Source organism: Salinibacterium sp. SWN139, from assembly GCF_015864625.1.
Lineage (GTDB): Bacteria > Actinomycetota > Actinomycetes > Actinomycetales > Microbacteriaceae > Rhodoglobus.
Genome location: NZ_JADYWV010000002.1, coordinates 817,695 through 844,623, shown reverse-complemented (window position 1 = coordinate 844,623; position 26,929 = coordinate 817,695). Strand labels below are relative to the sequence as shown.

Sequence of the window (26,929 nt, the reverse complement as noted above, 5' to 3'; positions counted from 1 at the left end):
AAGGCCCCGCCATACTTGCGTATGACGGGGCCTTCAGCTTTTGTAGTGTTACTTCAGCGAGATACCTTCTGTCGCCGGTGAGTTTGAGTACAGTGAGTCGATTACATCGGCAAAGTCAGCCAGAATCACATTGCGCTTGATGCTCATCTTGGGCGTCAAGTGACCGCTCTCTTCGGTGAGGTCCGCATCGAGGATGTGGAACTTACGGATTGACTCGGCACGGGAGACTTGAGAGTTTCCCACGTCAATCGCGCGCTGGACTTCGGCGAGTACTGCAGGATTTTTCGCCGCCTGCTCTAGGGTCCAGGTTGCGTCGAGCCCGTTGTTGGCGAGCCACACGGGCAACATTTCTTCATCGAGCGTGACGAGGGCCGAAATGAACGGACGCTGTTCACCAACGACGATTACTTGGCCGATGATCGGGTTAGCGCGGATGGGGTCTTCGAGTGCCGCGGGAGCAACATTCTTGCCGCCGGCAGTCACAATGATTTCCTTCTTGCGACCGGTGATCTCAAGGTATCCATCTTCGTCGAACTGACCGATATCTCCGGTCTTGAACCAACCGTCTTCAAAAACATCGTCGGTGGCAGCCTGGTTGTTCCAGTACCCGTCGAAGACGCACACGCCCTTGGCCTGAATCTCACCGTCGTCGGCAATCCGCACCGAAACGCCGGGGAGCGGCGGGCCGACCTTGCCGATCTTGAAGTTAGAGGGCTTGTTGACCGAAATGGGGGCGGTGGTCTCGGTGAGTCCGTAGCCCTCGAGGATCGTGAGGCCGAGGCTTCGGTAGAAGTGACCGAGGCGCAATCCGAGCGGTGCAGATCCGGAGACCGCATACTTGACGCGCCCGCCGAGTGCTGCGCGAATCTTGGAGAGCACGAGACGGTCGAAGACGGCGAACTGGATCTTGAGTCCCAGCGGAACGTGTCCTTCATCGAGAGCCTTCGAATGTGCGATCGCAACGTCGGCAGCCTTGCGGAAGATCTTGCCCTTGCCGCCAGCTTCAGCCTTCTGCTCCGAGGAGTTGTAGACCTTCTCGAATACCCGTGGCACAGCCAAGAGGAACGTCGGCTTGAATGACGCCATCGATGGCAAGAGCATCTTGGTGTCAGGCTGGTGTCCGACCTTGACGCCTCCGTGGACACAGAGGATCGAGATGAAGCGAGCGAAGATGTGCGCTGTCGTAATGAAGAGCAGCGTGCTCGAATCGGGGTTGACGACCTCGGGGATCGCCTTTTGCGAGTTGCGGCACAGCTCAACAAAGTTGGAGTGCGTGATGATGCAACCCTTGGGTTTTCCGGTGGTTCCCGAGGTGTAGATCAGCGTCGCGAGATCGGAGCCCTTGGCCAGATTACGGCGACGTTCGATTTCTTCGTCGGTGACGTCGGTGCCCGACTTGGCGAGTTTGTCGAGGTCTCCCAAATCGATCTGCCACAGATTGGCGATGCCGGGCACGTCGGCGCGAATCTCGTCGAAGCGCGCGAAGTGATCGGGTGTTTCTGTGATCATCCCGGTCGCGCCGGAGTCCGTGATGTTCCACAGAATCTGGCTGGGCGAGCTGGTCTCGTAAATTGGCACGAGCACTGCGCCCGCAAACCAAGTCGCGAAGTCAATGAGCGTCCACTCATAGCGGGTCTTGCACATGAGGCCAATTTTGTCGCCGGGCTCAATGCCAGCAGCGACGAGTCCCTTGGCGAGGGCTTTCACTTGGGTAAGAAATTCTGACGAAGTCACATCGCTCCAGCCACCATTGGCGGTGGGGAGCGAGAACAACGCATTGTTGGGTGTGGCCGCAACGCGATCCATCAATAGATCGGTAGCGTTTGCTTCCGGGTCAGCCTCAACTAGGGCTGGTACATCAAACTGTTTCACGGCAACTCCTTTGGCACCGGTAGGTGGTCTACTCCACTCTAGCGAGGTCAGGCTCGCCTAACCACGTGCGCATTGGCGCGTGAGAAAATTTGCACCCGTTTGTGGGGTACGTTCCGGCAAACGGTAGAGTGGGGAGTCCCGCGACGAGGAATTGAGGTGCCATGTTCTATTGGTTTATGAAGAATCTGGTTGCCGGTCCCATCTTGAAGACCGTCTTCCGTCCGTGGGTTTCCGGTCTTGAGAACGTTCCTCGCAAGGGCGGCGTCATCTTGGCGAGCAATCACTTGTCGTTCATCGACTCGGTGTTCCTGCCACTCATCATGGACCGCCGCATCTTCTTTCTCGCCAAGAGTGACTATTTCACTGGGCGTGGCATTAAGGGCTGGCTCTCGCGTGCGTTCTTCAACGGCACGGGGATGCTGCCGATTGACCGTTCCGGCGGCAAAGCTTCAGAGGCATCGCTCAATACCGGCCTAGCGGTTTTGGCTCGTGGAGAGGTGCTCGGCATCTATCCCGAGGGAACGCGCAGCCCCGACGGCAAGATGTATCGCGGCCGCACCGGAGTCGCACGCATGATTCTCGAAGGCCATGTTCCGGTTGTTCCTGTCGCGATGATCGACACTGAAAAGGTCATGCCCATCGGCACGAAGATTCCTCGCATGGGCCGTATCGGAATCGTCTTCGGTGAGCCGCTCGACTTCAGCCGTTTCGAGGGCATGGAGGGTGACCGGTTCATCCTTCGTTCGATCACTGACGAGATCATGTATGAGCTCAACCGCATCAGCGGTCAGGAGTATGTGGATGTCTATGCCACCTCGGTGAAGGACCGCGCCGCACGTCGTTAGTAACGGCGGGCTATTCACCGAAGCGTCTCGCCGTGCAGCAGTGCTGTAACGGTGACACTCAGCACCCACTTGTGCCGGTAGGCTCATAGTGGGTCACAAACCCGTTCATTTTCGCTGTAATTGTATGAAGGAAACTCCTCGTGGTCGACCCGTCAGAACCAGTCGTACTTGCTGATCCCGCCGTGATTGCGGGTCTAGACAACTGGCGCACGCTCCCCATCAAACAGCAGCCACAGTGGCCGGATGCCGACGCCGTTGGAGAAGCATCCAGCAAGATTGCGTCGCTGCCGCCCCTGGTTTTCGCGGGCGAAGTAGATCGTCTGCGCACTCGTCTCGCGCGTGCGGCTCAGGGCGAAGCGTTCCTCTTGCAGGGCGGTGACTGTGCCGAGACTTTTGCGGGCGCGACTGCGCAGCAGATCAGCGATCGTGTCAAGACAATCCTGCAGATGGCTGTTGTGCTCACGTACGGCGCGTCGAAGCCGATCGTGAAGATGGGCCGCATGGCTGGCCAGTTCGCTAAGCCTCGGTCGAGCGACACTGAGACACGCGGCGACGTCACGCTGCCGGCCTACCGCGGCGACATCGTCAATGGTTACGACTTCACGCCGGAGTCCCGCACTGCTGATCCTGCTCGTCTGGTTGAGGGCTACCACACGGCAGCCTCGACCCTGAATCTCATCCGTGCGTTCACGCAGGGTGGCTTCGCCGACCTTCGCCAGGTTCATTCGTGGAACAGGGGCTTCGCTGCCAACCCGGCGAATCGCCAGTACGAGAGCCTTGCTAAAGAGATCGACAAGGCAGTGCGCTTCATGGAAGCAGCAGGAGCCGACTTCGACGAACTCAAGCGTACCGAGTTCTACTCGAGCCACGAGGGTCTGCTCATGGACTACGAGCGTCCGATGACGCGCATTGATTCGCGCACCGGCACGCCGTACAACACGAGCGCCCACTTCTTGTGGATCGGGGAGCGCACGCGCGACCTCGATGGTGCTCACATCGACTACTTCTCGCGACTGCGTAACCCGATCGGCGTCAAGCTCGGTCCGACTACGACGCCCGAGACTATGAAGCAGCTCATCGACAAGCTTGACCCTGAGCGCGAGCCTGGCCGTCTGACCTTCATCACCCGCATGGGTGCTGGCAAGGTTCGCGACGCGCTCCCGCCGCTGCTTGAGGCCATCAAGGAGATGGACGCGACGCCGCTGTGGATCACCGACCCGATGCACGGCAACGGGCTCACCACACCCACTGGCTACAAGACGCGTCGTTTCGACGATGTTGTTGATGAGGTCAAGGGCTTCTTCGAATCGCACCGCGCCGCGGGAACCTACCCCGGTGGTATCCACATTGAGCTCACTGGTGACGATGTCACGGAGTGCCTGGGCGGTTCAGAGCAGATCGATGAGGCTACTCTCGCGACTCGCTACGAGTCGCTGTGTGACCCGCGACTCAACCACATGCAGTCGCTTGAACTCGCTTTCTTGGTAGCCGAGGAGCTTCGCGCTTTCTAGCGCCACTGAAAACGCCCGCCATCCCCGCACTCTCTCAGGAGAGCGTCACGGGTGCCGGGCGTTTTTCGCGGTGTAGCGAGCCACAGCCCACTTGGCGCTGTGGGCGAGAACCGAAGCTAGATCTGCGGACCGTAAACGGTGACTTCAGAGCCGCGCTTGATCGCCTCGCCCGCTGACGGGTCGGTGCCGGAAACTATGGCGAGGCCGGAACCCCAGAATCCCTGCGGCAGGTCGGTCTCGACGTTGACGATGAAGTCGAGTTCCTCGAGCTCTGCGATGGCCCCATTGATCGTCTCTCCGGAAACGTCGGGTACCTGCACGAGGTCCGGGCCCTTCGAGATGATCAGGGTCGCCGTATCGCCTTCGCGGAATGTGCGTGCAACCCCATCCGCATTCTTTTCGGAGTCGATGGCAACCACGGTACCTTCTTGGCAGTCGCTGAATACTTGGATGCCGGTCTCGGCGTTCAGCCCGACTCCGGCAAGGGTTTGCGTTGCTTCGTCGACGGTAGAGCACGTGACATCGGGCAGCGCGCCTGCGGAGATAACGAGGGTTACGTCTTGAAGCTCGCCGTAGTTTTCGGCTCCGAGAATTGATGCGGAGTCTGCACCAAGTACATCAACGACGAGACCCGCCGCAATATCGCTGTCGAACTGTTTGATGATGGGCTCGACGAGAGTGAAGGGGGCTGCTTCGATAGCAGCGCGCGCTTCTTCTTCCGTCATTCCAGAGAAGTCAGGCACAGCGAGTGGGCGTGGACCCTGCGAGATCAGTAGCTGCACGGGAGAGCCGTTCGGCACGCTCGCACCCACTTCTGGAGCGGAGTTCGCCACAAGGTCGACCGCGACCACTGGGTCATAGGTTTCGCCGAGTTCATCGCTGACGACGAGCCCAAGGTCTTCCAAGATTGCTTGGGCTTCTTCGGGCGTAGCATTGCGGATGCTGTCAGGAATCGTCACTTGTGAGCCGGGGCCAGCCCCGAAGTACCAGCCAGCACCGGCTGCCCCACCGACGAGCAGAACGATGAGGACGAGCAGCCACCAGCCGCGTGACTTTCGTTTCGTCGCGCGGGTCGACAGCGTGGTGGTGTTCTCGGACACTTGGGTCGGAGCCGGAGCGGCAACCTGCTGAAGCTCTGCGCCGAATACCTGGGTGTCTGCCGTCGAGTTCTGTGGTTCTTCCGCCGGAGCGCTCGGAAGCACCATCGTTCGCTGAACTGCAGTGGATGCCGTGGGCGGCAGCGCGGTCATGAGCGAACTGTGCGTTTGGTACAGCTGGTCGAGCAGCACTCGTGCGTCTTTGGGGCGGTCATCCGGCTCGCGCGCGGTCGCCCAGAGCACGAGGTCGTCTAGTTCTGCGGGAACGAGGTGGTTGCGTGAGCTGGGGCTCGGCACGGCGTCATTGGCGTGCTGATAAGCAATCTGCATGGGTTGCTCACCCTTGAAGGGTTGCTCGCCCACGAGCATTTCGTACATCATGATGCCGACGGCGTAGATGTCGCTACGGGTGTCAGCCAGTCCACGAGTCACAAGTTCGGGGGAGAGATACGCGATTGTCCCGAGCAGTGAGGCGCCGGTAGCAGTGTTGGCGCTAGCGGCACGGGCGAGTCCGAAGTCGGCGATCTTGATGCGGCCGTCGTCGGCGAGTAAGACGTTCTCTGGTTTGAGGTCGCGGTGAACGATGCCAGCTTTGTGGGCGGCGGCGAGGCCGGCGAGCACGGCTTCCATGATGTCGAGTGTCTGCTCGGTTGTGAGGATGCGGTGTTCGAGCAGTAGATCGCGCAGAGTGATGCCGGGCAGGTATTCCATTACCAAGTAGGCCATGTCGCTGTCTTGACCTTGGTCGAAGACATTGACGACGTTGGGGTGGGCCAACCGTGCTGAGGATCGAGCCTCTTGAACGAAGCGTTCCTTGAACTTGCTGTCGTCGGCAAGGTGGCCGTGCATTACCTTGATAGCGACTTTGCGTTCGAGCCGTTGGTCGGTGGCAAGGTACACGGTTGCCATGCCGCCACGCGCGATGCGCGAACGAATCTGATACCGACCGTCGAGCAGACGGCCGATCATCGGATCAGTAGAGTTCGCATTCACCTTCAGAGTCTAAAGTTCTGAGCTTCGAGAGTGCCGCTAGACACGGCTATTCTGGCGCTTAGCCGAGCTGTTCTAGCCAAGATCGGGCGGATGTCTCCCATTTTGCGTATGCATCAGGGTGTGCTGAGATTTGAACGGCCTGTGCTGCTTGGGTCAGGCTCATGTTCTGCCAGCCCGAGATTTCCAACAGTCCGCGCGTGATTCCCTTGTTGGGGTTGCTCGATCCGCCGTAGAACAGCCGCGCAGCATAAGACGGTGTGGTGAGTTGGCTGACAGTTCCCCAGCCTGAGCTTGGGCGCTGTTGGAAGAGGCCGACAGAGTCGCGGTCACCCCAGGTGAGGTTGCGCAAGCTCGACTCTTGCATGGCGGTGGCGAGCGCAATTGTGATGCCGTAGTCGGAGACGCCAAGATCGCGGCCGACTTGAATGATCACTTGGGCGTTCGCCTGCATTTCGGAGTTGAGGTAGGTGACACTTCCGCCGGTGCTGGCGAGTACAGAGCTTGACGAGGGGATCGTCAGTTTGTCGCCGATGAAGATCACGGTTGACGAGGTTAGGCCGTTTGCGTCGAGTAGCGCTTGAGTGGAGATTCCGGCGCGCGATGCGATGGAGGAGGCGGTGTCACCAGAAACGACTAGGTAGGTGCTTCCCTCGACAGGAGTCGGGGCCGTTTCAGCGATAGGCGCTGGTTCGGACTCTGGTTCCACGACGGGGGCTGGGGCTTCGACCTCAACCTCGACTTCGGCGGGAGTCTCGACGACATCCGCTGCGGCATCCTCGGTGACGATTGATGACGCGTTCTCGCTGGGGGCGTCGTCGTTATCGGCGGTGAAATCGTACTCTTCGGTTTCCTGGCTGGGGGAGCTCAAGTTGCCGGGAATTATCAGCAGCTGCCCCGGGTAGATGATGCTCGACCAGCCGAGACCGTTTGCCGACATCACTGAAATCGTTGAGACGCCAAATTTGTGGGCGATGCCGCTGATCGTGTCACCAGCGACGATCGTGTACTGACCGTTGGTGGTTTTGACGTGGTTCACGCTGGGGACGGTGTTGACGACGTCCTTCGTCAGCTTGAGCTCTTGTCCGGGGAAGATCATCGATGACCAGCTCAGCCCGTTCAATGCCAAGACGGATGCGGTGGAGAGTCCATAGCGCGAGGCGATGTCGCTGACAGTATCGCCTTCAGCAACGCGGTAGCTCGCCGGAGCGGGCCCGATGATTGTGGTTGACGCTTCGCTGATCGTCGTAGTCGCTACCCGAGTCGGCTTGGCGGCGCGTTCCGTCGAAAGTCGGGGATCGTCAGGCGTTTTAGCGTTGACAGGTTCTACTGGCCCGGTGAGGTTGAACGTCGCAGCGGCGAGTGACCCGACCAAGAGAACGGGAACGGTATTCATGACGCCACGGTTGACGCGGGCGCGCTGTTGAGCGATGCGTCGAGCTCGATCAGGTGATTCGACGGATGCTGCGGGCACTAGCCCAGCAAAAACGGTCGAAGCAATGTTGTCTGTGTCGTCAATTGTAAAATGTGTCATGGCGTTCTTCCTGCTCCCGGCCCCGAGAAGGTACATGTGATCACTGAGATCACCGGCTCAACGCTGTCACAGAAGCTTATTAGTGTCAACCATTGTGGCTAGCGTGACTGATGTGACTGGTGTTACCTAAGTTCACTAGTGAATATTCTGGGTATGCCGTGCTAACTGTCAGATTTAACACCTGTGTCGTGGCAGTCTTAACGTGTGACTGAATCACCCACCATCAACTGGCTTACTGTTCCAGACCTCACCGAGCTCCTCGGACTCAAGGTGAGCCAAGTGCGTCGCCTCATTGAGGAAGGCGCCCTCCTCGCGAGCAAAATCGATGGGGTGTGGCAGGTTCCCGACGTATTCATCGTCGACGGATCGCCGCTGCGCGAACTGAGGGGAACCGTGATCGTTCTTTCGGACGCCGGATTCTCGTCCGATGAATCAATGAACTGGTTGCTCACTAGCGAGCCGAGTTTGGGCGTCGCGCCCGTTGAGGCTCTCAGAGCTGGTCGCAAGGCTGAAGTTCGCCGTGTCGCTCAGGCCCTCGGTTTCTAAGCACGCTCAGCGCGGCAGCGCACTAGTGCACGGTCGGCCACACTCTATGGCACCCAGCGCTGTAATCGCGCGAGCTCACTAGCACCCTAGAACGATCGCGTTGTAGCGGCTTCGGCCAATTCGAGGAGGCGGGCACGCGCTGTCGGCGCGAGGTTTGCTGTCTCGATTGCCTCACACGCGCGTTCAAGGTTGCGGGCGATAACCTTCTCTACCTTTGCGACAGCACCAGACTCTTCGAGCGTTGAACGAATCATGTTCACTTGCTCATCGCTGAGATCGGGGTCACCAAGCAGCTCGTCCAGGATGGCGTTGGCGCTGGTCGAGAGTTTTTCGCGAGCGATCGCAATGATTGCTGTGCGCTTGCCTTCGCGCAGGTCGTCGCCGGCGGGCTTGCCCGTCACTTCGGGATCTCCGAAAATGCCGAGCACGTCATCGCGCAATTGGAACGCAACGCCAAGGGGAAGCCCGAAGCTGCGGAGCGCAGCCATTTGCTCGTCGGTGCCGGCACCCAAACTGGCGCCGAGCGCGAGCGGGGCCTCAACGCTGTACTTCGCAGACTTGTAGATTAAGACACGCTGCGCACGGTCGAGGGCTTCTGACTCGGGGTAGCTTGCCCACGCGCTTTCATCGTGGATGTCTAAAAACTGCCCAGCCATGACTTCTGTGCGCATCGTCATGAATTCTTTGCGCGCCGCCAGAGCTGAGGGGCGGGGGAGCGTAGCGATACCGCGCCCTAAGAGCTCGTCGCTCCAGCCCAAGAGCAAATCTCCGAGCAGGAGTGCGGATGATTCTCCGTATGCTTCGGCATTGCCACTCCATCCGCCGTCGATGTGCATTTTTTCGAAGCGGCGATGAGCGGAAGGCGCACCGCGGCGGGTGTCGGAGCGATCCATAATGTCGTCGTGCACGAGTGCTGCCGCGTGGAAGAGCTCGAGGGCGGATGCCGAAAGCAACACACCCGTGAGGTCTTTACTCGCGGAGTTCTCAGCGAATGGGTCGTCAGAAGAGGAGAGACCGGCGACTGATTGCCATCCCCAGTAACAGAACAGCGCCCGAAAACGCTTGCCGCCCGAGAGAAGCCCACCACCGACGTCGGTGAGGGCTGTCAATTCGGGAGCGATCGCATTAAGTTCATCGCGCTTCTCGGTGAGAAATTCGTCGATTTTCAGCTGGACAAGGTCAACTAACTGGTTACTCTCAGGCACCCGTCTAGCCTACCTAGTGAATGGGGGCGTACTATAGAGATCTAGCCGTGAATCCCAGAGAGAGGGGAACGGAATGCCGCTTTCAGAGCAAGAGCAGCGGGCCCTCGACGAGATGGAGCGCAGCCTCTATCAAAACGATGCCGACTTCGTCAGCGCAGTCAGCCCCCGCAAAGGTAAGCCCAACTATCGAATGATGGTTGTCGGCGTGCTTGTCGGGGTCGCCGGAATCATTGCGTTACTGACGGGTGTCATCATCCAGCAGCCTCTTGTCGGCGTGCTTGGGTTCGTCGTCATGTTTGTTGGTGTTTTGCTTTTCGTAGCGCCACCCCGTGCCGGAGACGCCGACGAAATACCTGAACCGTCATCTGCCTCGTCTGGCCGCTCGGCTAAGCGCGGCACCTCGTTTATGGACACGATCAACCAGCGTTGGGATCGCCGCCAGGACGGCAATAGCTAACTCCCACTCCCTCCACTTTCAAGGACCAGCCTTCGGGCTGGTCCTTTTTTTGTGCCCTGATTGGGGTTGACGACCCACAATCGGTCATTTTTGCTCCATTTTCCTCCACCCCAAAATTCCTTGTAATTGCTGGGCTCTGTGGATAACTTTTACGCAGTTTGCCGAGAAACCTTAGATATGTGGTTGAAAGTGGAGTAAAGTGGAGGCAACCAGAATCCGGGCCGGAGATTGAGGGGAGGGCGCCGTGTTTCTAGGCACCTACGCCCCCAAGCTCGACGACAAGGGCCGCATCATCCTGCCGGCGAAGTTTCGCGAGGAACTCGCATCGGGCGTTGTGGTCACTCGTGGCCAAGAGCGCTGCCTCTACGTGTTCAGCCAGCGCGAGTTTGAAGTAATGCACGAAGCGATTCGCAAGGCGCCGGTCACGAGCAAGCAGGGTCGCGATTTTTTGCGTCTCTTTCTGTCTGGCGCTAACCAAGAGACGCCTGACAAGCAGCACCGGGTAACGATCCCCGCTGGGCTACGCGAGTACGCCGGGCTGGGACGCGATCTGACTGTGATTGGCGCGGGTAATCGCGCTGAAATCTGGGACACCGAGGCCTGGAACAACTACTACGAGGCCACCGAGGCCGATTTCGTCAATACCACCGAGGAGGTGATTCCGGGACTCTTCTAGCTCTTCGACGCTGACTCCCAGCCGAACGCCCTGATTTTCTTCCCCGATATCAGGTCGAGTCGGATGGGGATCAGCATCTGAGAACTAGCCCTAACACCATGGCTGACAACACCATTCACACCCCAGTACTCCTTGAGCGCTCGATTGAGTTGCTCGCTCCAGCGCTGAACGCACCGGGAGCAGTTCTCGTCGACGGAACCCTCGGGATGGCCGGACATGCGGAGGCATTCCTCCAGCGGTTCCCCGGCCTCACACTCGTGGGCATTGACAGAGACGAGGACGCTCTTGCTATCGCTCGACGTCGGCTTGAGCCTTTCGCTAGCCGCACGCACTTTGTTCATGCTGTCTACGACGAAATTCCGCAGGCACTCGATTCGTTGGGAATCACGTCAGTCGAAGGCATCTTTTTCGACCTCGGAGTCTCATCCCTTCAACTCGACCGTGTTGAGCGCGGATTCTCCTATTCTCAAGATGCTCCGCTAGATATGCGCATGGATGCCTCGACACCGGTCACCGCCGAGCACATCCTCGCCACGTACAGCGAGCTCGAACTCCGTCGCATCTTCTACGCCTACGGCGACGAAAAACTTGCGCCGCGATTTGCTAGTCGCATCGTGCAGTTCCGCGAACAGCAGCCGCTGACGACATCCGCTCAATTAGTGGAGCTCGTCATTGCCGCCACTCCCGCGGCGGCCCAGCGTGCGGGACATCCTGCCAAGCGTGTGTTTCAGGCGTTGCGCATCGAAGTGAACCAAGAGCTGTCGGTTCTCGAACGGGCGATTCCCGCCGCTGTCGACTCCCTCGCCCTCGGCGGACGGATGGTCGTGTTGGCGTATCAGTCGCTGGAAGACCGCATCGTCAAGCGCGAGCTACAACGACGCGCCAAGTCCACCGCTCCGGCCGGACTTCCCATTGAGCTTCCCGAGCACAAGCCGGAACTCAAGCTGCTTGTTCGCGGATCAGAGCAAGCCAGCGAAGCAGAACAAGCCCTTAACCCCCGAGCAAAGCCCGTTCGACTGCGAGCGATAGAACGAATGCGAGTCATCTCATGAGCACTAACCTCGCTCACGCTCAGCCACTGCCGCTTCACCAGCCGACCGCGCGTCCGTCTCACATCGAGATCGTTACGACGAAAGCTCAGCGCAAAGCTCGACCGCGCATGCTGTACGCGGTGGTTACGGTCGCAAGCTTTTTCGTGATCCTTGCTGCGCAACTCCTGCTCAGCATTGTGGTGACTCAGGGTGCGTACCAAATTGACTCTTTGCAGTATGAGCAGAAGGTGCTTATCCGCACAGAGCAGAGCTTGCTCGAGTCCCTTTCATTGCAGTCGTCATCTCAAAATCTTGCTGCTCAGGCGGCTGGGTTTGGCATGGTGCCCAATGCGACACCGTATTCGTTGAACATTTCTGACGGTTCTGTCTTCCGACTTCCTGGAAGCGCAGATCCGACCGGATGCGGTGGCAGCTGTGGCCTTGTCGGCAACACTCTTCTTACCGACGTTCCGCTCGTGAGCGCGGAGACGGCGGCTGCCGCTGCGGCGGCAAAGACTGCTGCGGCGTCCGCCGCGACGACGGCTACTGCTACTGCCTCGGGAGCTGCTGCGACGGAGTCGGCTACCGCCGCGCCAGAGCCTGCGAATAACGCTATTCCTGCTCCTGTCACGCGATGATTGAGATGAACCTTCTGGGGGAGACTCGATGAAACCACGCTCAACTCGCGCGCGAGTGGCCTTTGTCATCCTCACAATCGTCGTCTTGACCGGCATTTTTGTTGTTCGTCTTGTTGACCTGCAGATCGTCCAGGCCGAAACGCTCAATGCGGAGGCGGACACCAAGCGAACGCTGACCCAGGTGACCTACGGAACTCGCGGCGACATCGTCGATACGAATGGTGCAGTGCTCGCTGACAGCGTTGAGCGTTTCGATGTCGTCATCTCGCCACGGGTGACTCTTCTGCGTGAGAATGCTTCTGTGGTGGTGCTTGAGGACTTGACGAAGATCACGGACATCATTGGGGGAGATCCCGATGAACTTCTCGCCATGATTCTGGACAACCCGGAATCCGACTTCGAGTACTTGGCGAAGGGCATCACTCTCGAGCAGTATCAGGCCGTTGGCGAGTTAGACATCACGTGGCTTTACTACGAGCTGAGCCCAGAACGCAGCTATCCGAACGGCGAAATCGCCGGTAACCTTGTGGGATTCATCGGTACAGACGGCCCTCAGGCTGGCGTCGAGCTGACGGGCGATGAGTGCCTCGCAGGCCAAGACGTTGAAGCGAGTTACGCGCGCGGTGAAGATGGCGTCGCGTTGCCCGGAAGCTCGGTGGAATCGATCGAACCGCAGGACGGTGGCACGCTCACGCTGACAATCGACCGAGATCTTCAGTTCTACGTTCAGCAGCGGATGGCGCAGACCGCGGAGTCGCTCGGCGCTACGTGGGCAACGGGTGTCGTGATGCGCGTCAGCGATGCTCACCTTCTTGCGGTTAGCGACTGGCCGACCGTGGACCCCAACAATGTCGACCTCGCTGATCGTGGCGCTTTGGGTTCGCGAGCATTCAGCACGCCTTATGAGCCTGGTTCGACGGTGAAGGCGTTGACTGCTGCCTCGTTGATCGACGCTGGAGTTGCCAACCAGCAAACGCAAGTTGTCTCGCCGTATGCGCTTGAACTGACAAACGGTGGCGGAACGATCAGCGATTCCTTCTATCACGAAGACCAGCGGCTGACCCTTGCGGGCGCTCTCGTTGAGTCATCGAACACGGCGATCGCGCAATACACGGACCTACTTGACGCGGCGTCTCGCCACGACTACCTGCAGGCCTTCGGGCTTGGCGAAGAGACCGGGATCGATTTCAACGGTGAATCGAGCGGCACGCTCTATGAAGCCAAGGATTGGGACGCGCGCACCAACTACGCGGTTCAATTCGGGCAGGGACTGAGCACGACATCCATTCAGATGGCGAGCGCCTACCAAGCTCTCGGTAACGATGGCGTTCGCCTTCCCCCCGTGCTCGTGGAGGGATGCGAATGGCCTGACGGCACAGTCACCGATACTCCGTCCACCGAAGGCATTCGGGTTATTTCCGAGACGGCTGCTGATCAGACTCTCCAAATGATGGAGATGGTGTACAGCTCGAGTGGTTCGGCTCCGAATCTTCAGATTCCCGGTTACCGGGTCGCGGTGAAGAGTGGAACGGCCCAGGTCGCCGAAAACGGTGCCTACGGCGGCGACGTAGTAATTTCCTACGCCGGCCTCGCCCCAGCAGACGACCCTGAGTACATTGTGATCGCGACAGCCGGGATCCCGGATAGCATATATTCCGGCGCCATTGCCTCGACGTTCCGCGACATTATGGCCCAAACGCTCACCACTTACCGTGTAACCCCGTCAAACACTGCGGGACCGGATCTGCCGTTGCGTTGGTGAGCTTCCCCCCGCGTCAACTACCCCTGGAGCACATCACGTGATCGAACTGAGCATTGCCGAGATTGCCACCGCCGTCAACGGAGAACTCCGTGATGGCAGTGACGGTCAGCAACGCCTCCCTGCGAGCAGCGTGCAGACTGATTCGCGTCTCAATACTCCGGGCTCCATTTTCTTTGCTCTGCGGGGCGAAAGCACTGATGGTCATCTCTTTGCTGCCAAGGCAGTGGAAAATGGCGCAGCGCTCGTGATCGCTGAACGACCGCTCGAGCTCGAGGTTCCGCAGATCATTGTGGCGGATGGGGTAGCGGCTCTCCACGCTCTCGCACGCACTGTCGTTGCTTTTGTGCGCAGCAAAGGTGATCTCCAAGTTGTTGCGGTAACCGGTTCCAACGGCAAAACGACGACGAAGAACATGTTGCGCGCGATTTTGGAGCGCCAAGGCGAAACGGTTGCCCCTGAGGGCTCGTTCAATAATGACGTCGGTGCGCCCATCACGATGCTCAACGTCACCGATTCCACGAAGTTTCTTGTTGTCGAGATGGGGGCAGATGGTCTCGGCGACATCACGCGCCTTCAGTCGATCGTCGTGCCCGATGTCGGTATTGTCCTGATGGTCGGCTTGGCTCACATCGGCAAATTTGGGGATGCCGCAGTCACGGCCCAAGCAAAGTCTGAGATGGTTTCCCATTTGCCGTCGACCGCGACTGCGGTATTGAACGGTGATGACGGTCGCGTGAAGGCTATGGCGCAGCAGACGCAGGCTAAGGTCGTCCTCTTCGGCCTCGATTCGAGTGCTGCGGTGTGGGCTGACGATATTCAGGCGACTGCTCACGGCACCGCTTTTGGGCTACACATCGGCGGCGAGACGATTCCGGTGCAGTTGCGTATTCTCGGCGAACACCACGTCACCAACGCGTTGGCCGCGATTTCGGCAGCACGCGCTGTGGGGGTAGACCCTGCTCGCGCGGTTGAGGCGTTGCAGTCCATCGAACGCGCGGAACGTTGGCGAATGGAACTGTTGGAGGCGCCCGGTGGCATCACAGTCATCAATGACGCGTACAACGCGAGCCCTGACTCGATGGCGGCCGCGCTCAAGACGCTCGTTCAGATCGTTGGCCCCGAAAATCGCTCCGTTGCGGTGTTGGGGGAGCTTGCTGAACTCGGAGATTATGCGAATGACGAGCATGACCGTATCGGTCGGTTGATCGTGCGATTGAACGTGCAGAAGCTCATTGTGGTCGGTCACGCAGCTCGTCATATCCATAATGCTGCGGGCCTCGAAGGTTCGTGGGATGGAGAGTCGGTCCTCGTGGATAGCGTCGAAGAGGCATACGCTGTGCTGCGTGAAGAACTGCGAGAGGGCGACGTCGTGTTGGTGAAATCGTCGAACTCTGCTGGCTTGCGACACTTGGGCGATCGGATCGCCGGGGTGACCGCATGATCGCGCTCCTTGTCGCTGCTGGCTTCTCGCTCTTCTTTACGCTGCTGCTTACCCCGCTGTTCATCAAGCTCTTTGTGCGCTTGAAATGGGGCCAGTTCATTCGTGACGATGGTCCCGAGAGCCATCACACCAAGCGTGGCACTCCCACGATGGGCGGAATCGTCTTCATTTTGGGCTCGACGATCGGTTATTTCGTCGGACACTGGGTTGCTAGTGAGCCCGTAACTCTTTCCGGGCTTCTCGTGATCTACCTCATGGTGGGTCTCGGCGTCATCGGCTTCATCGATGACTTCATGAAGACTCGCAAACAGCGAAGCCTAGGCCTTGGCGGTTGGTCAAAGGTTGCTGGCCAGGTCATCGTCGCCGCGGGTTTCGCGGCCCTCGCCCTCAACTTCCCTGATCCTGGCGGACTCACGCCAGCATCCTCAAAGATTTCGGGATTGCGGGACATCAATTGGCTCGACCTCGCCACTTTCGGCGTAGTTATCGGTGCTATTTTGTTCGCCATCTGGGTGACTTTGATCATCGTCAGCACGTCGAACGGTGTGAACGTTGCCGACGGTCTTGACGGCCTCGCGACCGGGTCAGCGATCTTCGCGATCGCGTCCTACATCGTCATCGGGTTTTGGCAAGCCAATCAGTCGTGCAGCAACCCCAGCATCGATCGTGAAGTGCTCTACAAGTGCTACGAGGTCCGCGACCCGCTTGACCTCGCCATCATCGCCGCAGCGATCGTCGGCGCGCTTATCGGCTTCCTCTGGTGGAATACCTCGCCGGCACAGGTCTTCATGGGCGACACAGGTTCACTTAGTCTCGGAGGCGCCCTCGCTGCTCTCGCGATCATGAGCCGCACCGAGCTGTTGCTTATCCTGATCGGTGGACTCTTCCTTATCGTTACCGGTTCCGTGATTCTGCAACGTGCTTACTTCAAGATCACCGGCGGTAAACGTATTTTCCTCATGAGTCCGCTGCATCATCACTTCGAGCTCAAAGGTTGGGCAGAAGTGACTGTTGTGGTGCGTTTCTGGCTTATTGCTGCGCTCTTCGTCGCGGCCGGCGTCGGAACCTTCTATCTGGAATGGATCAATCAGTAGTCGTGCGCGATTTCAACTCATTCACCAGCTGGAACTCGGCCTGGAGCGAACTGAGCGTCGCAGTCCTCGGGCTGGGGGCGACTGGCTTCTCAGCGGCCGACACCCTCACCGAACTCAAGGCTCGGGTTCTCGTGATCGCGGATGCGGCATCCGACAACCGCGTTGAAATGGCGAAGGTCATCGGTGCCGAGCTGGCGATCGGCGGCAGCACTGACGACCAGCTCGCTGCGATCACCGCGCATGCCCCAGACGTCGTCATCGTCTCGCCTGGCTATCCGCTTGATCATGTCCTCGTGGAGTGGTGCCGCACGAACACTGTTCCGATGTGGACTGAGATTGAACTCGCCTGGCGCCTGCGCGACAAAACGGGTACCCCTGCTGAATGGATTGCTATCACCGGCACCAACGGCAAAACGACCACGGCGCAACTGACCGCCCACATTCTGACAACGGCCGGTTTCCGGGCTGGGGCCGTCGGCAACATCGGGATTCCAGTGCTCGACGCGATTCGATACCCCGATGGCTTTGACTTTCTCGTCGTTGAGCTCTCGAGTTTTCAACTTCACGGGATGCCGCGCGAGGGCGCTGGTGCGATCTCACCGCTCGCGAGCGTCTGTCTCAATTTTGCCGACGACCATCTCGATTGGCACGGTTCCCGTGAGGCATACGCGCACGCAAAAGCGACCGTGTACGCCAACACGAAGATTGCCGCGGTTTACAATCGCGCGGTGCCCGAGACGCTGGCCATGGTCGAAAATGCTGAAGTGGTCGACGGATGCCGTGCAATCGGTTTCGGACTCGATACGCCGGGTCCCAGCGACTTCGGTATTGTCAGCGACCTGCTAGCTGACCGCGCGTTCGGCGATGACCGCCACAACGCTGCCCTCGAACTTTTCACGCTTGACGAGCTGCGCCAGCGCAACCTCGCGGCGCCGCACATGGTCGCCAACATTCTTGCGGCGAGTGCACTCACTCGAGCCGCCGGGGTGAGTATCGAAGCAGTGCGTGAGGGCGTAGCTAGTTTCGAAATCGATGGCCACCGTAATCAGGTCGTGCTCGTCAGTGGGGGAGTGACGTGGATCAACGATTCCAAGGCCACTAATTCGCACGCGGCGAGTGCTTCGCTTTCTGCAGCCGACCCTGTCGTGTGGATTCTGGGTGGCCTGCTCAAGGGAATCGATGTTGCGCCCTTGATCGAAAAACACGCTCCGAGGCTCAAAGCTGCAATCGTCATTGGTAACGACAGGCTGGCAATACAGGCCGCATTCCAGCGACACGCGCCGCAGATTCCGGTCTTCGAGGTTGACGCGACTGACACTAATCACGTGATGTCCCGTGCCGTCGAGATGGCGCACGGAATCGCTACCGAAGGCGACACCGTCTTGTTAGCGCCAGCGGCAGCATCCATGGATCAATTCACAAGTTACGCAGATCGCGGAGACAAGTTCGCAGCAGCAGTGCTCGAACGAGTAGGAGGGAACGACGATGACGCCTCCTCAGCGACCACACCGACCCCAGCGGCCGAGTAGCGGGTCCAACGACGATCCTCAGCCTTCACAGCCTGCCGTGGCCGCCGCTGGCTCCGCATCAAAGTCGAAGGAGCCTGTTGCCGCACGCGTCCCGGTCAAGCGCATTTTTTCGGGGGAATCGAGCAACTTTTTTCTGCTCTTGGGAACAACGCTCTTCCTGGTGATTTTTGGGCTTGTGATGGTGCTCTCATCGTCATCGGTCGAGTCATACGCCGCAGACCAAGGCTTCTTTGGTAGCTTCTTGCGTCAGGGATTGTTCGCGCTTTTGGGCATCCCGCTGATGCTCATCGCGTCACGCGCACCGACAAGATTCTGGAAGCGGTGGGCGTTCCCGGGGCTTGTGCTTGGCGCGATCTTGCAGCTTCTCGTTTTCGTTCCCGGTATCGGTTTGGAGTACGGAGGTAACCAAAACTGGATTCAAATCGGATCGTTCAGCGCACAACCATCTGAGTTCGTGAAGGTCGCCATCATTATTTGGGTGGCCGCGGTACTGTCCACCAAGCAAGACGTCCTTAGTGACTGGCGCCAAGTCGTACTGCCCGTCGTGCCCGTTGCCGGTGCGGCTATCGGATTTGTGCTTATCGGCAATGACTTGGGAACAGCATCCATCATGCTTCTCATCGTCTTCGCGTGCCTTTTCTTCGCCGGCGTGCGGTTGAAGTTCCTGTCGATCGGTCTCCTTGCCGTCGTTGTCGGGGCGCTGCTGTTCGCCACCACTAGTGCTTCTCGTACCTCGCGAATTGATATCTGGTTGAACGGATGCACCGAGCTCGACTATCAGGACTCGTGCTGGCAAATCGATCACGCGTATTGGGCTCTCGCCGGCGGCGGTCTCTTTGGTCGCGGTCTTGGCAACTCGGTCGCCAAGCGCGGCTGGTTGCCTCACGCTGACAACGACTATATTTTCGCGATCATCGGTGAGGAACTCGGTCTGATCGGCGCGATCGTTGTTCTGCTGTTGTTCGTTGTCTTGGCAATCGCTTTTATCCGCATCATCCGCACCACTAACGACAGCTTCGTTCGCATCGCGACCGCTGGTGTCATGGTGTGGACGGTCGGCCAGGCGTTCGTAAATTTTGCGGTGGTGCTGGGAGTTCTTCCCGTGCTTGGTGTGCCGTTACCGCTGATATCAACGGGCGGATCTGCGCTCATCGCGACCCTGTTGGCTATCGGGATCGTGTTGTCGTTCGCGAGATCGGACCACAAGGCCGCACAGTCGAAGCCCCGACCCTCTGGACCCGCAGCTCAACCAACATCCGCCCCAACGGCGGTGCCGACAGCGGCACCCGTTCAGACTGCAGCAGATCGCTCCCGCATGCTGGCGGCAAATCGAGCACGAGGACGCCGATGACTACTTACCTTCTTGCCGGCGGAGGAACCGCTGGCCACGTGAATCCGCTTCTCGCCGTAGCCGAACGTATTCGCTGGAGTGAACCCGAAGCCGAAGTGCTGATTTTGGGCACGGAGGAAGGGTTAGAGGCTCGTTTGGTCCCTGCCCGCGGCTTTGAATTGCTGACGATTGCGAAGCTTCCATTTCCGCGTCGCCCGAACCGGGCGGCGTTGAAGTTTCCGGCGCGACTGCGCTCCACTGTCGATGAGGTTGTCGCGATCATTGCCGAGCGCGGCGTGGATGTTGTCGTCGGCTTTGGTGGCTACGTTGCGGCTCCGGCATATTTGGGTGCGCGCAAGGCGGGAGTTCCCCTTGTCATTCATGAGGCCAATAGCCGCCCGGGAATCGCGAACCGTCTTGGTTCCTTTTTTACGAAGTTTGTCGGCACCGCTTTCGATCGCACGCCAATTCGTGGCGGTGTTGTCGTGGGGATGCCGCTGCGGGCCGAAATCGAGAAGCTCGATCGGTTTGCGGCACGCACCGAGGCCGACAGCTTTTTCGGTCTTGACCCTAAGAAGCCGACGCTTCTCGTGACCGGTGGTTCTTCGGGAGCCAAGCGCATCAACGACACCATTTCTGCTTCGATCACGCGCATTTTGGGCGCGGGCTGGCAAGTGCTGCACATCACGGGGGAGTATCGGGACGCTGTGGATGATCAGCAGCTCTCTGGCTATGTAGTCGTCAAGTACTGCGACCGCATGGAGCTCGCCCTCGCGGCGGCCGACCTCGCGATTGCGCGGGCGGGCACATCGACTGTCGCCGAACTAACGGGGCTCGGCGTTCCCGCTATTTATGTTCCCTACCCTGTTGGCAATGGTGAGCAGAAGTTCAACGCTCGAACGGCTGTAGAGGCTGGTGCCGCAATTCTTGTTATGGATTCCAACTTTGTGCCTGAATGGGTCAATTCCAACCTCGTTCCGATGTTGCGCAAGCGTGCCTTGATCGCAGACATGGCCGCCCGCGCCTCCAGCGTTGGTTCACTCGATGGAACTGACCGCATGCTCGAGCTCGTCCATCTGGCCCTCGACCGCGATCTACCATTGACATCATGATCTTTCCTGACTTGTCTATGCCGTTGCCCGGACCACTGCGTTCGGCGCACTTCGTTGGTGTCGGTGGCGCAGGCATGAGCGGAATCGCGCGCATGTTCTTGGATGCCGGAATCACGGTTACCGGCTCCGACAAGGCGGCGAACGCAAACACCGCATCGCTGAACGCAGCGGGTGCAAAGATCTCGATCGGCCATGACGCCACTCACCTCGGAGATGCGGAAGCTCTGGTGTACACGGGCGCGCTCTGGCCCGATAATCCCGAGTACCTCGCTGCGGTTGAGCGTGGCATCCCTGTCTTGCACCGTTCTCAAGCCCTTGCTTGGTTAGTGGGATCGACCCGCTTAGTTGCCGTTGCGGGTGCTCATGGCAAGACAACGTCGACCGGGATGATTATCACTGCGCTGCGCGAGCTTGGCACGTCGCCGAGCTTTGTGAATGGCGGAGTGATTCAGGGTCTTGGCACCAGTTCGGGCTCAGGGACCGATGATTTATTTGTGGTCGAAGCCGATGAGTCCGATGGTTCATTTTTGCTTTACGCCACAGCAGTAGCGTTGATCACCAATGTTGATGCAGATCACCTCGACCACTACGGCTCCCACGAGGCCTTCGATGATGCTTTTGTCGATTTTGCTTCGCGTGCTACTGAAGCCGTCGTCGTTTCCAGCGATGATGCTGGCGCGATTCGTGTGACCAAGCGACTCACACACGACAATGTGGTGACGTTTGGTGAGGCGGATGACGCCACCGTGCGCATCCATTCCGTCACGTCTCTCGGGCCCGTGGCGTTCACCGTCGTGGTTGACGGTCGCGAAGAGCGGGTGCAACTCGCTGTTCCGGGGCACCACAACGCTCTCAACGCTGCAGGCGCTATCGCTGTGCTGATCGGTCTTGGTCACGAACTGGGAGCCGCTATTGACGCAGTTTCCACTTTTGCGGGGACGCAGCGCCGTTTCGAGTTGCATGCTGTTGTCGATGGAGTGAGCGTGTACGACGACTACGCTCATCACCCCACCGAAGTCGAAGCAGCCCTCAGCGGCGCCCGCAGTGTGTTGGGCAACGGCCGGCTGATCGCTGTGCACCAACCGCATCTCTTCAGCCGCACTCGTGACATGGCGCCCGAATTTGCCGAGGTTTACGAACGCTTGGCAGACCACACCGTTGTTCTCGGAGTGTTCGGTGCGCGTGAGGACCCAATTCCCGGTGTCACCGGAGAACTCGTCTCATCTGGTTTTGTCGATCCTTCGCGGGTTGACTACCAGCCCGACTGGGAGTTGGCGGCGCAACGCGTCGCTGAGATTGCTCGGGAGGGTGACATTGTCATGACTCTGAGCTGTGGCGATGTTTACCGCATCATCCCGCAGCTTGTCGCAGCGATCGATCGTTATCCTGTTGTCACGGCATCCGAGACGGTCGCAGATCAGGTGCCGAGTGAAGAGGCCTGAAGGGTTCGATAAGTCTGCTGCTCAGCCGGATCCGCTTCCGGCGAAGTCTCGCTGGAAGCGTTCACCGCAGCCTGAGAAAGACAACACATCCGCCCGCGTGCTGAAGCCCGGTCCGTCCGTAGCGAACCCCGAAGCGAAGCCCACCGCAGCGCCGAAGCCCACCGCAGCGCCGAAGCCCACGGCCGAGGCGCGTCCGCGCCCCACAAAGCAGCGCAAAGAACCCAATCCTGAAGCTCACGCAAAGCGACAGCTTCGTCGTGCTGCGCGAGCTCGCAAGCGTGCGGAGAAAGCGGAGCTTCGCCGTTTCACGCGCCGCGCTCGTACTCGCAAGTTTGTGTGGCTCTCCATTTCGGGGCTCGTCGTGGTGTTGCTCGCTCTGATTGCGGTCGCTGTGTTTTCGCCGATTCTGGCGCTGCGCACGGTAGTGGTTGACGGCACGGACCGCATCGATCCCGCTGAGGTTCAAGCTGCCGTCGAAACCCAACAGGGAACGCCGCTCGCGCTCCTGGACTTCGACGCCATCAACGAAGAACTGTCGGTCTTTCCGTTGATCCGCAGCTATGTCACCGAAATTGTGCCGCCCGATACTCTGCTCGTGCACATCGTTGAACGTGAACCGATCGGGTCAGTAAAGATCGACGGAGTCTTCACGTTGGTCGATCCCGCTGGCATCACCATTCAGGAATCAGCAGAACGGATTCCCGGAGTGCCGCTGATCGATATCGGGGGAGCGGATGTCTCGAGTTCCGCCTTTACCGCGGCGACGGAGGTTTTGTTATCTCTGCCAACGGAGCTTCGAGCGCGGGTCGAAAGCGTTTCTGCGACTACCAAGGATGACGTGTCCTTTGTGTTGACTGGAGTCGGTCAGCGTGTGGTGTGGGGCAGCGCTAGCGATTCGGACGAAAAGGCAGCTTTGCTCGAAGCACTTATCTCTACTCGATCGTCGGACGAAGCGGGCGAGTTCGACGTGTCGGCTCCCAGCAATGGCATTTTCCGTCCCAGCTAGCTCTTCGCGAGCGCTGAGCGTGCGGCAAGGCCGCTAATTGCCAGAACACTTTCCGACACGCGGCCTGTTGTGCATCCGTGTGGGGTGCTGTCCGCATACTCTCAACAAAAGAAATACATACTGAGCATAACTTTAAACCTCAAGTCGAGGTTGATAGTTTCCAGTGGAGGCCGAAAAGTGACATCAAACCAGAACTACCTCGCAGTCATCAAGGTAGTCGGCATCGGTGGCGGTGGCGTGAACGCTGTCAACCGGATGATCGAGCTCGGCCTGCGAGGCGTCGAGTTTATTGCGATCAATACCGACGCCCAGGCGCTGCTCATGAGCGATGCAGACGTCAAGCTTGACGTCGGTCGCGAACTCACGCGCGGACTTGGAGCCGGCGCCGATCCTGAGGTTGGCCGTCGTGCTGCCGAAGATCACGCTGAAGAGATCGAAGAGGCGCTTGCCGGCGCCGACATGGTCTTTGTTACCGCTGGTGAGGGTGGTGGAACGGGCACCGGTGGTGCTCCCGTCGTCGCCCGCATCGCTAAGTCGATTGGCGCACTTACGATTGGTGTTGTCACGAAGCCCTTCGGCTTCGAGGGCAAACGCCGTTCGTCTCAGGCAGAGATCGGAGTGGAGACTCTCAAGAATGAGGTCGACACCCTCATCGTTGTTCCCAATGACCGCCTTCTCGAGATCAGCGATCGCGGCATCAGCATGCTCGAAGCGTTCTCGACCGCCGACCAGGTTCTTCTTGCCGGCGTTCAAGGCATCACAGACCTCATTACGACCCCTGGTCTGATCAACCTCGACTTCGCCGACGTCAAGTCGGTCATGCAGGGTGCCGGTTCCGCACTGATGGGTATTGGCTCATCACGCGGGGCCGACCGGGCCATAAAAGCGGCAGAACTTGCTGTGGCATCACCGCTGCTTGAAGCCAGCATCGATGGCGCGCACGGAGTGCTGTTGTCGATCCAGGGTGGATCAAACCTCGGTATCTTCGAGATCAACGACGCCGCTCGCCTCGTTCAAGAAGCTGTTCACCGCGAGGCCAACATCATCTTCGGTGCCGTGATTGACGACACTCTGGGCGACGAGGTTCGTGTCACAGTGATCGCTGCTGGCTTCGACGGTGGGGAACCTTCCGCCAAGCCTGTTGAGGGTCGCCGCACCAACTACGTTGTTCCTGAGCCGCCGGCTGAGCACATCGCAGCAGAGGAAAAGACGCCGAGCAAAGACACCGATTGGAAGTCGCAGCCGAGCGCAGTTCCCGCAACACCGATCGACCGCAGTTTCGATGACGACGACGAGAACGACAACGATCTCGACGTTCCTGACTTCCTGAAATAGGCGCGATGGTCGACCTGACCCCGTTAGGCGAACGACTCGCAGAGGTCGACGACAGGATCGCGGATGCCGCACGCTCGGCATCCCGCGACCTGTCGTCGATTACGCGCATCGTGATCACCAAGTTCCATCCGGCGAGCCTCGTTCGAGAGCTGCACGGATTGGGCGTTCGCGACGTCGGTGAGAATCGTCACCAGGAAGCGCAGCCCAAAGCGGCCGAGTTGGCTGACCTTGATTTGCGCTGGAGCTTTGTCGGTCAATTGCAGAGCAAGAAAGCACGTCAAGTGCGCGCGTACTGCCAAGCGGTGCATTCTGTGGATCGCGATTCCTTGATCACCGCGCTGGCCAGTGACCACGCAGAAAGCGCGCTCGACGTTTTTGTCCAGGTCAACCTCACGGACGATTCCGGTCGCGGTGGAGTAGTGCCAGCCGAACTTGAAGGCTTTGCGGACCGAGTAGCGGCGGCGCCCGGGTTGCGGCTCCGTGGCCTCATGGGTGTCGCGCCACTAGACGGCGACCCGAAGCCTGCCTTCGCCGCTCTGCGGGGGCTGTCCGAGCGCGTACAGCTGAACCATCCAGCGGCCGCAGCGCTGTCTATGGGCATGTCGGGAGACTTCGCCGAGGCTATTGCCGAAGGCGCGACACACCTACGAATTGGCACGGCAATCACGGGAAAACGACCCGACCATGGTTAATCTCGAAGCAGAAGCTTCACCATTCGGAGGATTATCATGGCCAACCCACTGCGCAAGACAATGGTCTACCTCGGCCTCGCCGATGAGGACTACGAGTACGAGCAGGGACCAGCCGCGCCGGTTGCCCCTGTTGCAGCAGCACCCGCACCAGCGAGTTCTAACCGTGCCCCGGTTACGCCGTTGCGTCGCGCTGCACCCAGCACTGCGGAGGCAGAGATGAACGAGATTTTGACGGTGCACCCGCGCCAGTACAAGGATGCCCAGCTCATCGCTGAGAACTTCCGCGAGGGTATCCCGGTAATCATCAACCTGTCACAGATGAGCGAGCCGGATGCTCGCCGTCTCGTGGACTTCGCCAGTGGACTCTCGCAGGGTCTCTACGGCAAGATCGAGCGCGTCACCAGCAAGGTCTTCTTGCTCTCTCCGGCACACGTTGCCGTGAGCGGCGAACAGGCTGAAGTTGAGTCTGACGTTGACGCTTCCTTCTTCGCTCAGTAGCCGCACTGCACGGCGGGCAATGTGAAGCCCGCTAATCTAGAGGGGTGAATCCCGTTTCTGTTATCGCCCTGGTGGCTTATTACGCCATCACTTTGTTCATGTTCGCGATGTGGGCTCGGTTCATTCTCGACCTCGTAGTCGTCTTCGCTCGAGGATGGCGCCCGAGCGGCGTTGGGCTGGTTCTTTCTGAGCTTGTGTACACGATCACTGATCCTCCGATCAAAGCGGTCCGCAAAGTTGTCCCGATGATTCGAATCGGCAACGGAGCGCTCGATTTATCGTGGATGCTGGTCATGCTCGTATGCATCATCCTTACCTCCATTTTGCGGGGCTTTTAGAACTAGCCGCTACAGATGTAGTCTTATCGGAGAGCATGCGGCAACTAATCAGGTTTCGTTACTACGATGTGATGCGAACGTTGAACGTTGTGTATACGTTGAAAGAAAGTGTTAGAGGTGGCGGAAATGGCTTTGACTCCAGAAGACGTGGTCAACAAGCGGTTTGAATCAACAAAATTCCGCGAGGGATACGACCAAGATGATGTCGATGACTTCCTCGACGAGGTTGTTGTTGAGTTGCGCCGTCTTAACCAAGAGAACGACGAGCTTCGTCAGCGCTTGAGCGCTGCAGAGGCTCGTGCAACTGAACTTCAGCAAAACGCGAGCAGCGCTCCCGCTGCTGCTGCTCCTGCAGCGATTGCCGCTCCGGCACCCGCCGCCATCGAAAGCGCGCCAGCTCCTGCTGCACCCGCTGCTATAGAGCCGGCTTCGTCGGTTCTAGACGACGCGAGCAGCACCAATAATCTTCTTCAGCTTGCACGACGCCTGCACGAAGAGCACGTCCGTGAGGGCGTTCAGAAGCGTGACGCTCTTATTGCTGAGGGTCAGGCATCCGCTGCTGAAATCCTCGCTGAGGGCAAGGCATCTGCCGCCGAGGTCGTCGCTGCCAGCAAGGCCACAGCCGCAGAACTCGTTGCTGAGGCTGAAGCGCAGCAGCGCGAGCAGATCGGCACTCTCGAACGCGAACGTGAAGCTCTTGAGGGGCGCATCGAGTCCCTCCGCAGCTTCGAGCGTGAGTACCGTGAGAAGCTCAAGAGCTACATTGAGGGCCAGCTTCACGAACTCGATTCTTCGAGTCTCGTCACCGCTGGTGGTTCCGCAGCTCAGCAGGGCCAGGCTCCGGCGTCGCAGCCTTCTGGTCACTTGACTCCGGAAGATTTCTCTGCGCCCCAGTCGGCACAGCAGCCTCCCGCCAGCTTCTCGGGATTCTCCGGTAGCTAGTTTTTC

The 26,929-nt window shown here is 59.2% G+C and carries 24 protein-coding genes; 20 read left to right on the top strand and 4 right to left on the bottom strand.

The window, feature by feature from the left end; genetic code table 11:
• Positions 1-48: 48 nt before the first annotated feature.
• Entirely contained in the window at positions 49-1,872 is a 1,824-nt protein-coding gene (locus I6E74_RS09180) for a long-chain fatty acid--CoA ligase (RefSeq protein WP_197124931.1), read from the bottom strand.
• A 161-nt stretch (positions 1,873-2,033) separates the two neighbouring features.
• Between I6E74_RS09180 and I6E74_RS09175 the strand changes: the two genes are divergently transcribed.
• Together I6E74_RS09175 and I6E74_RS09170 are read left to right on the top strand one after the other, a co-directional pair.
• The gene (locus I6E74_RS09175; protein WP_197105512.1) at positions 2,034-2,717 is read left to right on the top strand and encodes a 1-acyl-sn-glycerol-3-phosphate acyltransferase; all 684 of its coding nucleotides are present in this window, start codon (positions 2,034-2,036) and stop codon (positions 2,715-2,717) included.
• Positions 2,718-2,857: 140 nt separating this feature from the next.
• A complete protein-coding gene (locus tag I6E74_RS09170; protein WP_307784439.1) occupies positions 2,858-4,228 on the top strand; it encodes a class II 3-deoxy-7-phosphoheptulonate synthase in 1,371 nt (456 codons plus the stop codon).
• A 116-nt stretch (positions 4,229-4,344) separates the two neighbouring features.
• Here I6E74_RS09170 and pknB read toward each other — a convergent pair whose 3' ends face one another.
• Together pknB and I6E74_RS14380 are read right to left on the bottom strand one after the other, a co-directional pair.
• A complete protein-coding gene (pknB, locus tag I6E74_RS09165) occupies positions 4,345-6,318 on the bottom strand; it encodes a Stk1 family PASTA domain-containing Ser/Thr kinase (protein ID WP_197124929.1) in 1,974 nt (657 codons plus the stop codon).
• 58 nt (positions 6,319-6,376) lie between these two features.
• Positions 6,377-7,849, bottom strand: a complete 1,473-nt coding sequence (locus I6E74_RS14380) for a LysM peptidoglycan-binding domain-containing protein (RefSeq protein ID WP_231601180.1) — start codon at positions 7,847-7,849, stop codon at positions 6,377-6,379.
• Between the two features lie 204 nt (positions 7,850-8,053).
• Between I6E74_RS14380 and I6E74_RS09150 the strand changes: the two genes are divergently transcribed.
• A complete protein-coding gene (locus I6E74_RS09150) occupies positions 8,054-8,395 on the top strand; it encodes an Rv2175c family DNA-binding protein (protein WP_197124927.1) in 342 nt (113 codons plus the stop codon).
• A gap of 86 nt (positions 8,396-8,481) precedes the next feature.
• Here I6E74_RS09150 and I6E74_RS09145 read toward each other — a convergent pair whose 3' ends face one another.
• A complete protein-coding gene (locus I6E74_RS09145) occupies positions 8,482-9,600 on the bottom strand; it encodes a polyprenyl synthetase family protein (protein ID WP_197124925.1) in 1,119 nt (372 codons plus the stop codon).
• Between the two features lie 73 nt (positions 9,601-9,673).
• Here I6E74_RS09145 and I6E74_RS09140 point away from each other — a divergent pair, with 73 nt between their 5' ends.
• The 17 genes from I6E74_RS09140 (at position 9,674) to I6E74_RS09060 (ending at position 26,923) form a co-directional block, all read left to right on the top strand.
• Positions 9,674-10,057 carry a DUF3040 domain-containing protein gene (locus I6E74_RS09140; protein ID WP_197124923.1) on the top strand — a complete coding sequence of 128 codons (384 nt, stop codon included), beginning with the start codon at positions 9,674-9,676 and terminating at the stop codon, positions 10,055-10,057.
• A gap of 244 nt (positions 10,058-10,301) precedes the next feature.
• Positions 10,302-10,733, top strand: coding sequence for a division/cell wall cluster transcriptional repressor MraZ (gene mraZ, locus I6E74_RS09135; RefSeq protein ID WP_129071303.1), 432 nt, complete (start codon positions 10,302-10,304; stop codon positions 10,731-10,733).
• A gap of 98 nt (positions 10,734-10,831) precedes the next feature.
• Entirely contained in the window at positions 10,832-11,785 is a 954-nt protein-coding gene (rsmH, locus tag I6E74_RS09130; protein WP_197124921.1) for a 16S rRNA (cytosine(1402)-N(4))-methyltransferase RsmH, read from the top strand.
• Positions 11,782-12,402: a hypothetical protein gene (locus I6E74_RS09125; protein WP_197124919.1), complete on the top strand. Its 621-nt coding sequence runs from the start codon at positions 11,782-11,784 to the stop codon at positions 12,400-12,402. Before rsmH ends, I6E74_RS09125 begins: the two co-directional genes overlap by 4 nt.
• 28 nt (positions 12,403-12,430) lie before the next feature.
• Positions 12,431-14,164: a penicillin-binding protein 2 gene (locus tag I6E74_RS09120; RefSeq protein WP_197124917.1), complete on the top strand. Its 1,734-nt coding sequence runs from the start codon at positions 12,431-12,433 to the stop codon at positions 14,162-14,164.
• Positions 14,165-14,201: 37 nt separating this feature from the next.
• On the top strand, positions 14,202-15,605 hold the full coding sequence (gene murF, locus I6E74_RS09115) for a UDP-N-acetylmuramoyl-tripeptide--D-alanyl-D-alanine ligase (RefSeq protein ID WP_197124915.1): 1,404 nt from the start codon (positions 14,202-14,204) through the stop codon (positions 15,603-15,605).
• Positions 15,602-16,699: a phospho-N-acetylmuramoyl-pentapeptide-transferase gene (mraY, locus tag I6E74_RS09110; RefSeq protein ID WP_197124913.1), complete on the top strand. Its 1,098-nt coding sequence runs from the start codon at positions 15,602-15,604 to the stop codon at positions 16,697-16,699. The genes murF and mraY overlap by 4 nt, the downstream gene beginning before the upstream one ends.
• Positions 16,684-18,228 (top strand): UDP-N-acetylmuramoyl-L-alanine--D-glutamate ligase, encoded by a 1,545-nt coding sequence (gene murD / locus I6E74_RS09105; protein WP_197124911.1) that lies wholly within the window; start codon positions 16,684-16,686, stop codon positions 18,226-18,228. The genes mraY and murD overlap by 16 nt, the downstream gene beginning before the upstream one ends.
• A 37-nt stretch (positions 18,229-18,265) precedes the next feature.
• Complete coding sequence (gene ftsW / locus I6E74_RS09100; protein ID WP_307784438.1) at positions 18,266-19,579, top strand: putative lipid II flippase FtsW; 1,314 nt, start codon at positions 18,266-18,268, stop codon at positions 19,577-19,579.
• Positions 19,576-20,670, top strand: coding sequence for a glycosyltransferase (locus tag I6E74_RS09095; RefSeq protein ID WP_197124907.1), 1,095 nt, complete (start codon positions 19,576-19,578; stop codon positions 20,668-20,670). The genes ftsW and I6E74_RS09095 overlap by 4 nt, the downstream gene beginning before the upstream one ends.
• Positions 20,667-22,112, top strand: a complete 1,446-nt coding sequence (gene murC / locus I6E74_RS09090; RefSeq protein ID WP_197124905.1) for a UDP-N-acetylmuramate--L-alanine ligase — start codon at positions 20,667-20,669, stop codon at positions 22,110-22,112. Before I6E74_RS09095 ends, murC begins: the two co-directional genes overlap by 4 nt.
• Positions 22,099-23,118: an FtsQ-type POTRA domain-containing protein gene (locus tag I6E74_RS09085; RefSeq protein ID WP_307784436.1), complete on the top strand. Its 1,020-nt coding sequence runs from the start codon at positions 22,099-22,101 to the stop codon at positions 23,116-23,118. The genes murC and I6E74_RS09085 overlap by 14 nt, the downstream gene beginning before the upstream one ends.
• Before the next feature lie 177 nt (positions 23,119-23,295).
• Entirely contained in the window at positions 23,296-24,453 is a 1,158-nt protein-coding gene (gene ftsZ / locus I6E74_RS09080; protein ID WP_197124901.1) for a cell division protein FtsZ, read from the top strand.
• 5 nt (positions 24,454-24,458) lie between these two features.
• Positions 24,459-25,145 (top strand): YggS family pyridoxal phosphate-dependent enzyme, encoded by a 687-nt coding sequence (locus I6E74_RS09075; RefSeq protein ID WP_197124899.1) that lies wholly within the window; start codon positions 24,459-24,461, stop codon positions 25,143-25,145.
• A gap of 36 nt (positions 25,146-25,181) precedes the next feature.
• Positions 25,182-25,643 (top strand): cell division protein SepF, encoded by a 462-nt coding sequence (locus I6E74_RS09070; protein ID WP_197124897.1) that lies wholly within the window; start codon positions 25,182-25,184, stop codon positions 25,641-25,643.
• Between the two features lie 44 nt (positions 25,644-25,687).
• On the top strand, positions 25,688-25,981 hold the full coding sequence (locus I6E74_RS09065; RefSeq protein ID WP_197124895.1) for a YggT family protein: 294 nt from the start codon (positions 25,688-25,690) through the stop codon (positions 25,979-25,981).
• A gap of 126 nt (positions 25,982-26,107) precedes the next feature.
• Positions 26,108-26,923: a DivIVA domain-containing protein gene (locus I6E74_RS09060; protein WP_197124893.1), complete on the top strand. Its 816-nt coding sequence runs from the start codon at positions 26,108-26,110 to the stop codon at positions 26,921-26,923.
• Positions 26,924-26,929 lie beyond the last annotated feature (6 nt).

Coding starts and splice junctions, on each gene's coding strand:
- rsmH (WP_197124921.1), top strand. CDS start 10,832: ATGGCTGACAACACCATTCACACCCCAGTACTCCTTGAGCGCTCGATT.
- I6E74_RS14380 (WP_231601180.1), bottom strand. CDS start 7,849: ATGACACATTTTACAATTGACGACACAGACAACATTGCTTCGACCGTT.
- I6E74_RS09070 (WP_197124897.1), top strand. CDS start 25,182: ATGGCCAACCCACTGCGCAAGACAATGGTCTACCTCGGCCTCGCCGAT.
- mraY (WP_197124913.1), top strand. CDS start 15,602: ATGATCGCGCTCCTTGTCGCTGCTGGCTTCTCGCTCTTCTTTACGCTG.
- I6E74_RS09120 (WP_197124917.1), top strand. CDS start 12,431: ATGAAACCACGCTCAACTCGCGCGCGAGTGGCCTTTGTCATCCTCACA.
- I6E74_RS09125 (WP_197124919.1), top strand. CDS start 11,782: ATGAGCACTAACCTCGCTCACGCTCAGCCACTGCCGCTTCACCAGCCG.
- murD (WP_197124911.1), top strand. CDS start 16,684: ATGGATCAATCAGTAGTCGTGCGCGATTTCAACTCATTCACCAGCTGG.
- murC (WP_197124905.1), top strand. CDS start 20,667: ATGATCTTTCCTGACTTGTCTATGCCGTTGCCCGGACCACTGCGTTCG.
- I6E74_RS09095 (WP_197124907.1), top strand. CDS start 19,576: ATGACTACTTACCTTCTTGCCGGCGGAGGAACCGCTGGCCACGTGAAT.
- I6E74_RS09060 (WP_197124893.1), top strand. CDS start 26,108: ATGGCTTTGACTCCAGAAGACGTGGTCAACAAGCGGTTTGAATCAACA.
- I6E74_RS09075 (WP_197124899.1), top strand. CDS start 24,459: ATGGTCGACCTGACCCCGTTAGGCGAACGACTCGCAGAGGTCGACGAC.
- I6E74_RS09140 (WP_197124923.1), top strand. CDS start 9,674: ATGCCGCTTTCAGAGCAAGAGCAGCGGGCCCTCGACGAGATGGAGCGC.
- I6E74_RS09175 (WP_197105512.1), top strand. CDS start 2,034: ATGTTCTATTGGTTTATGAAGAATCTGGTTGCCGGTCCCATCTTGAAG.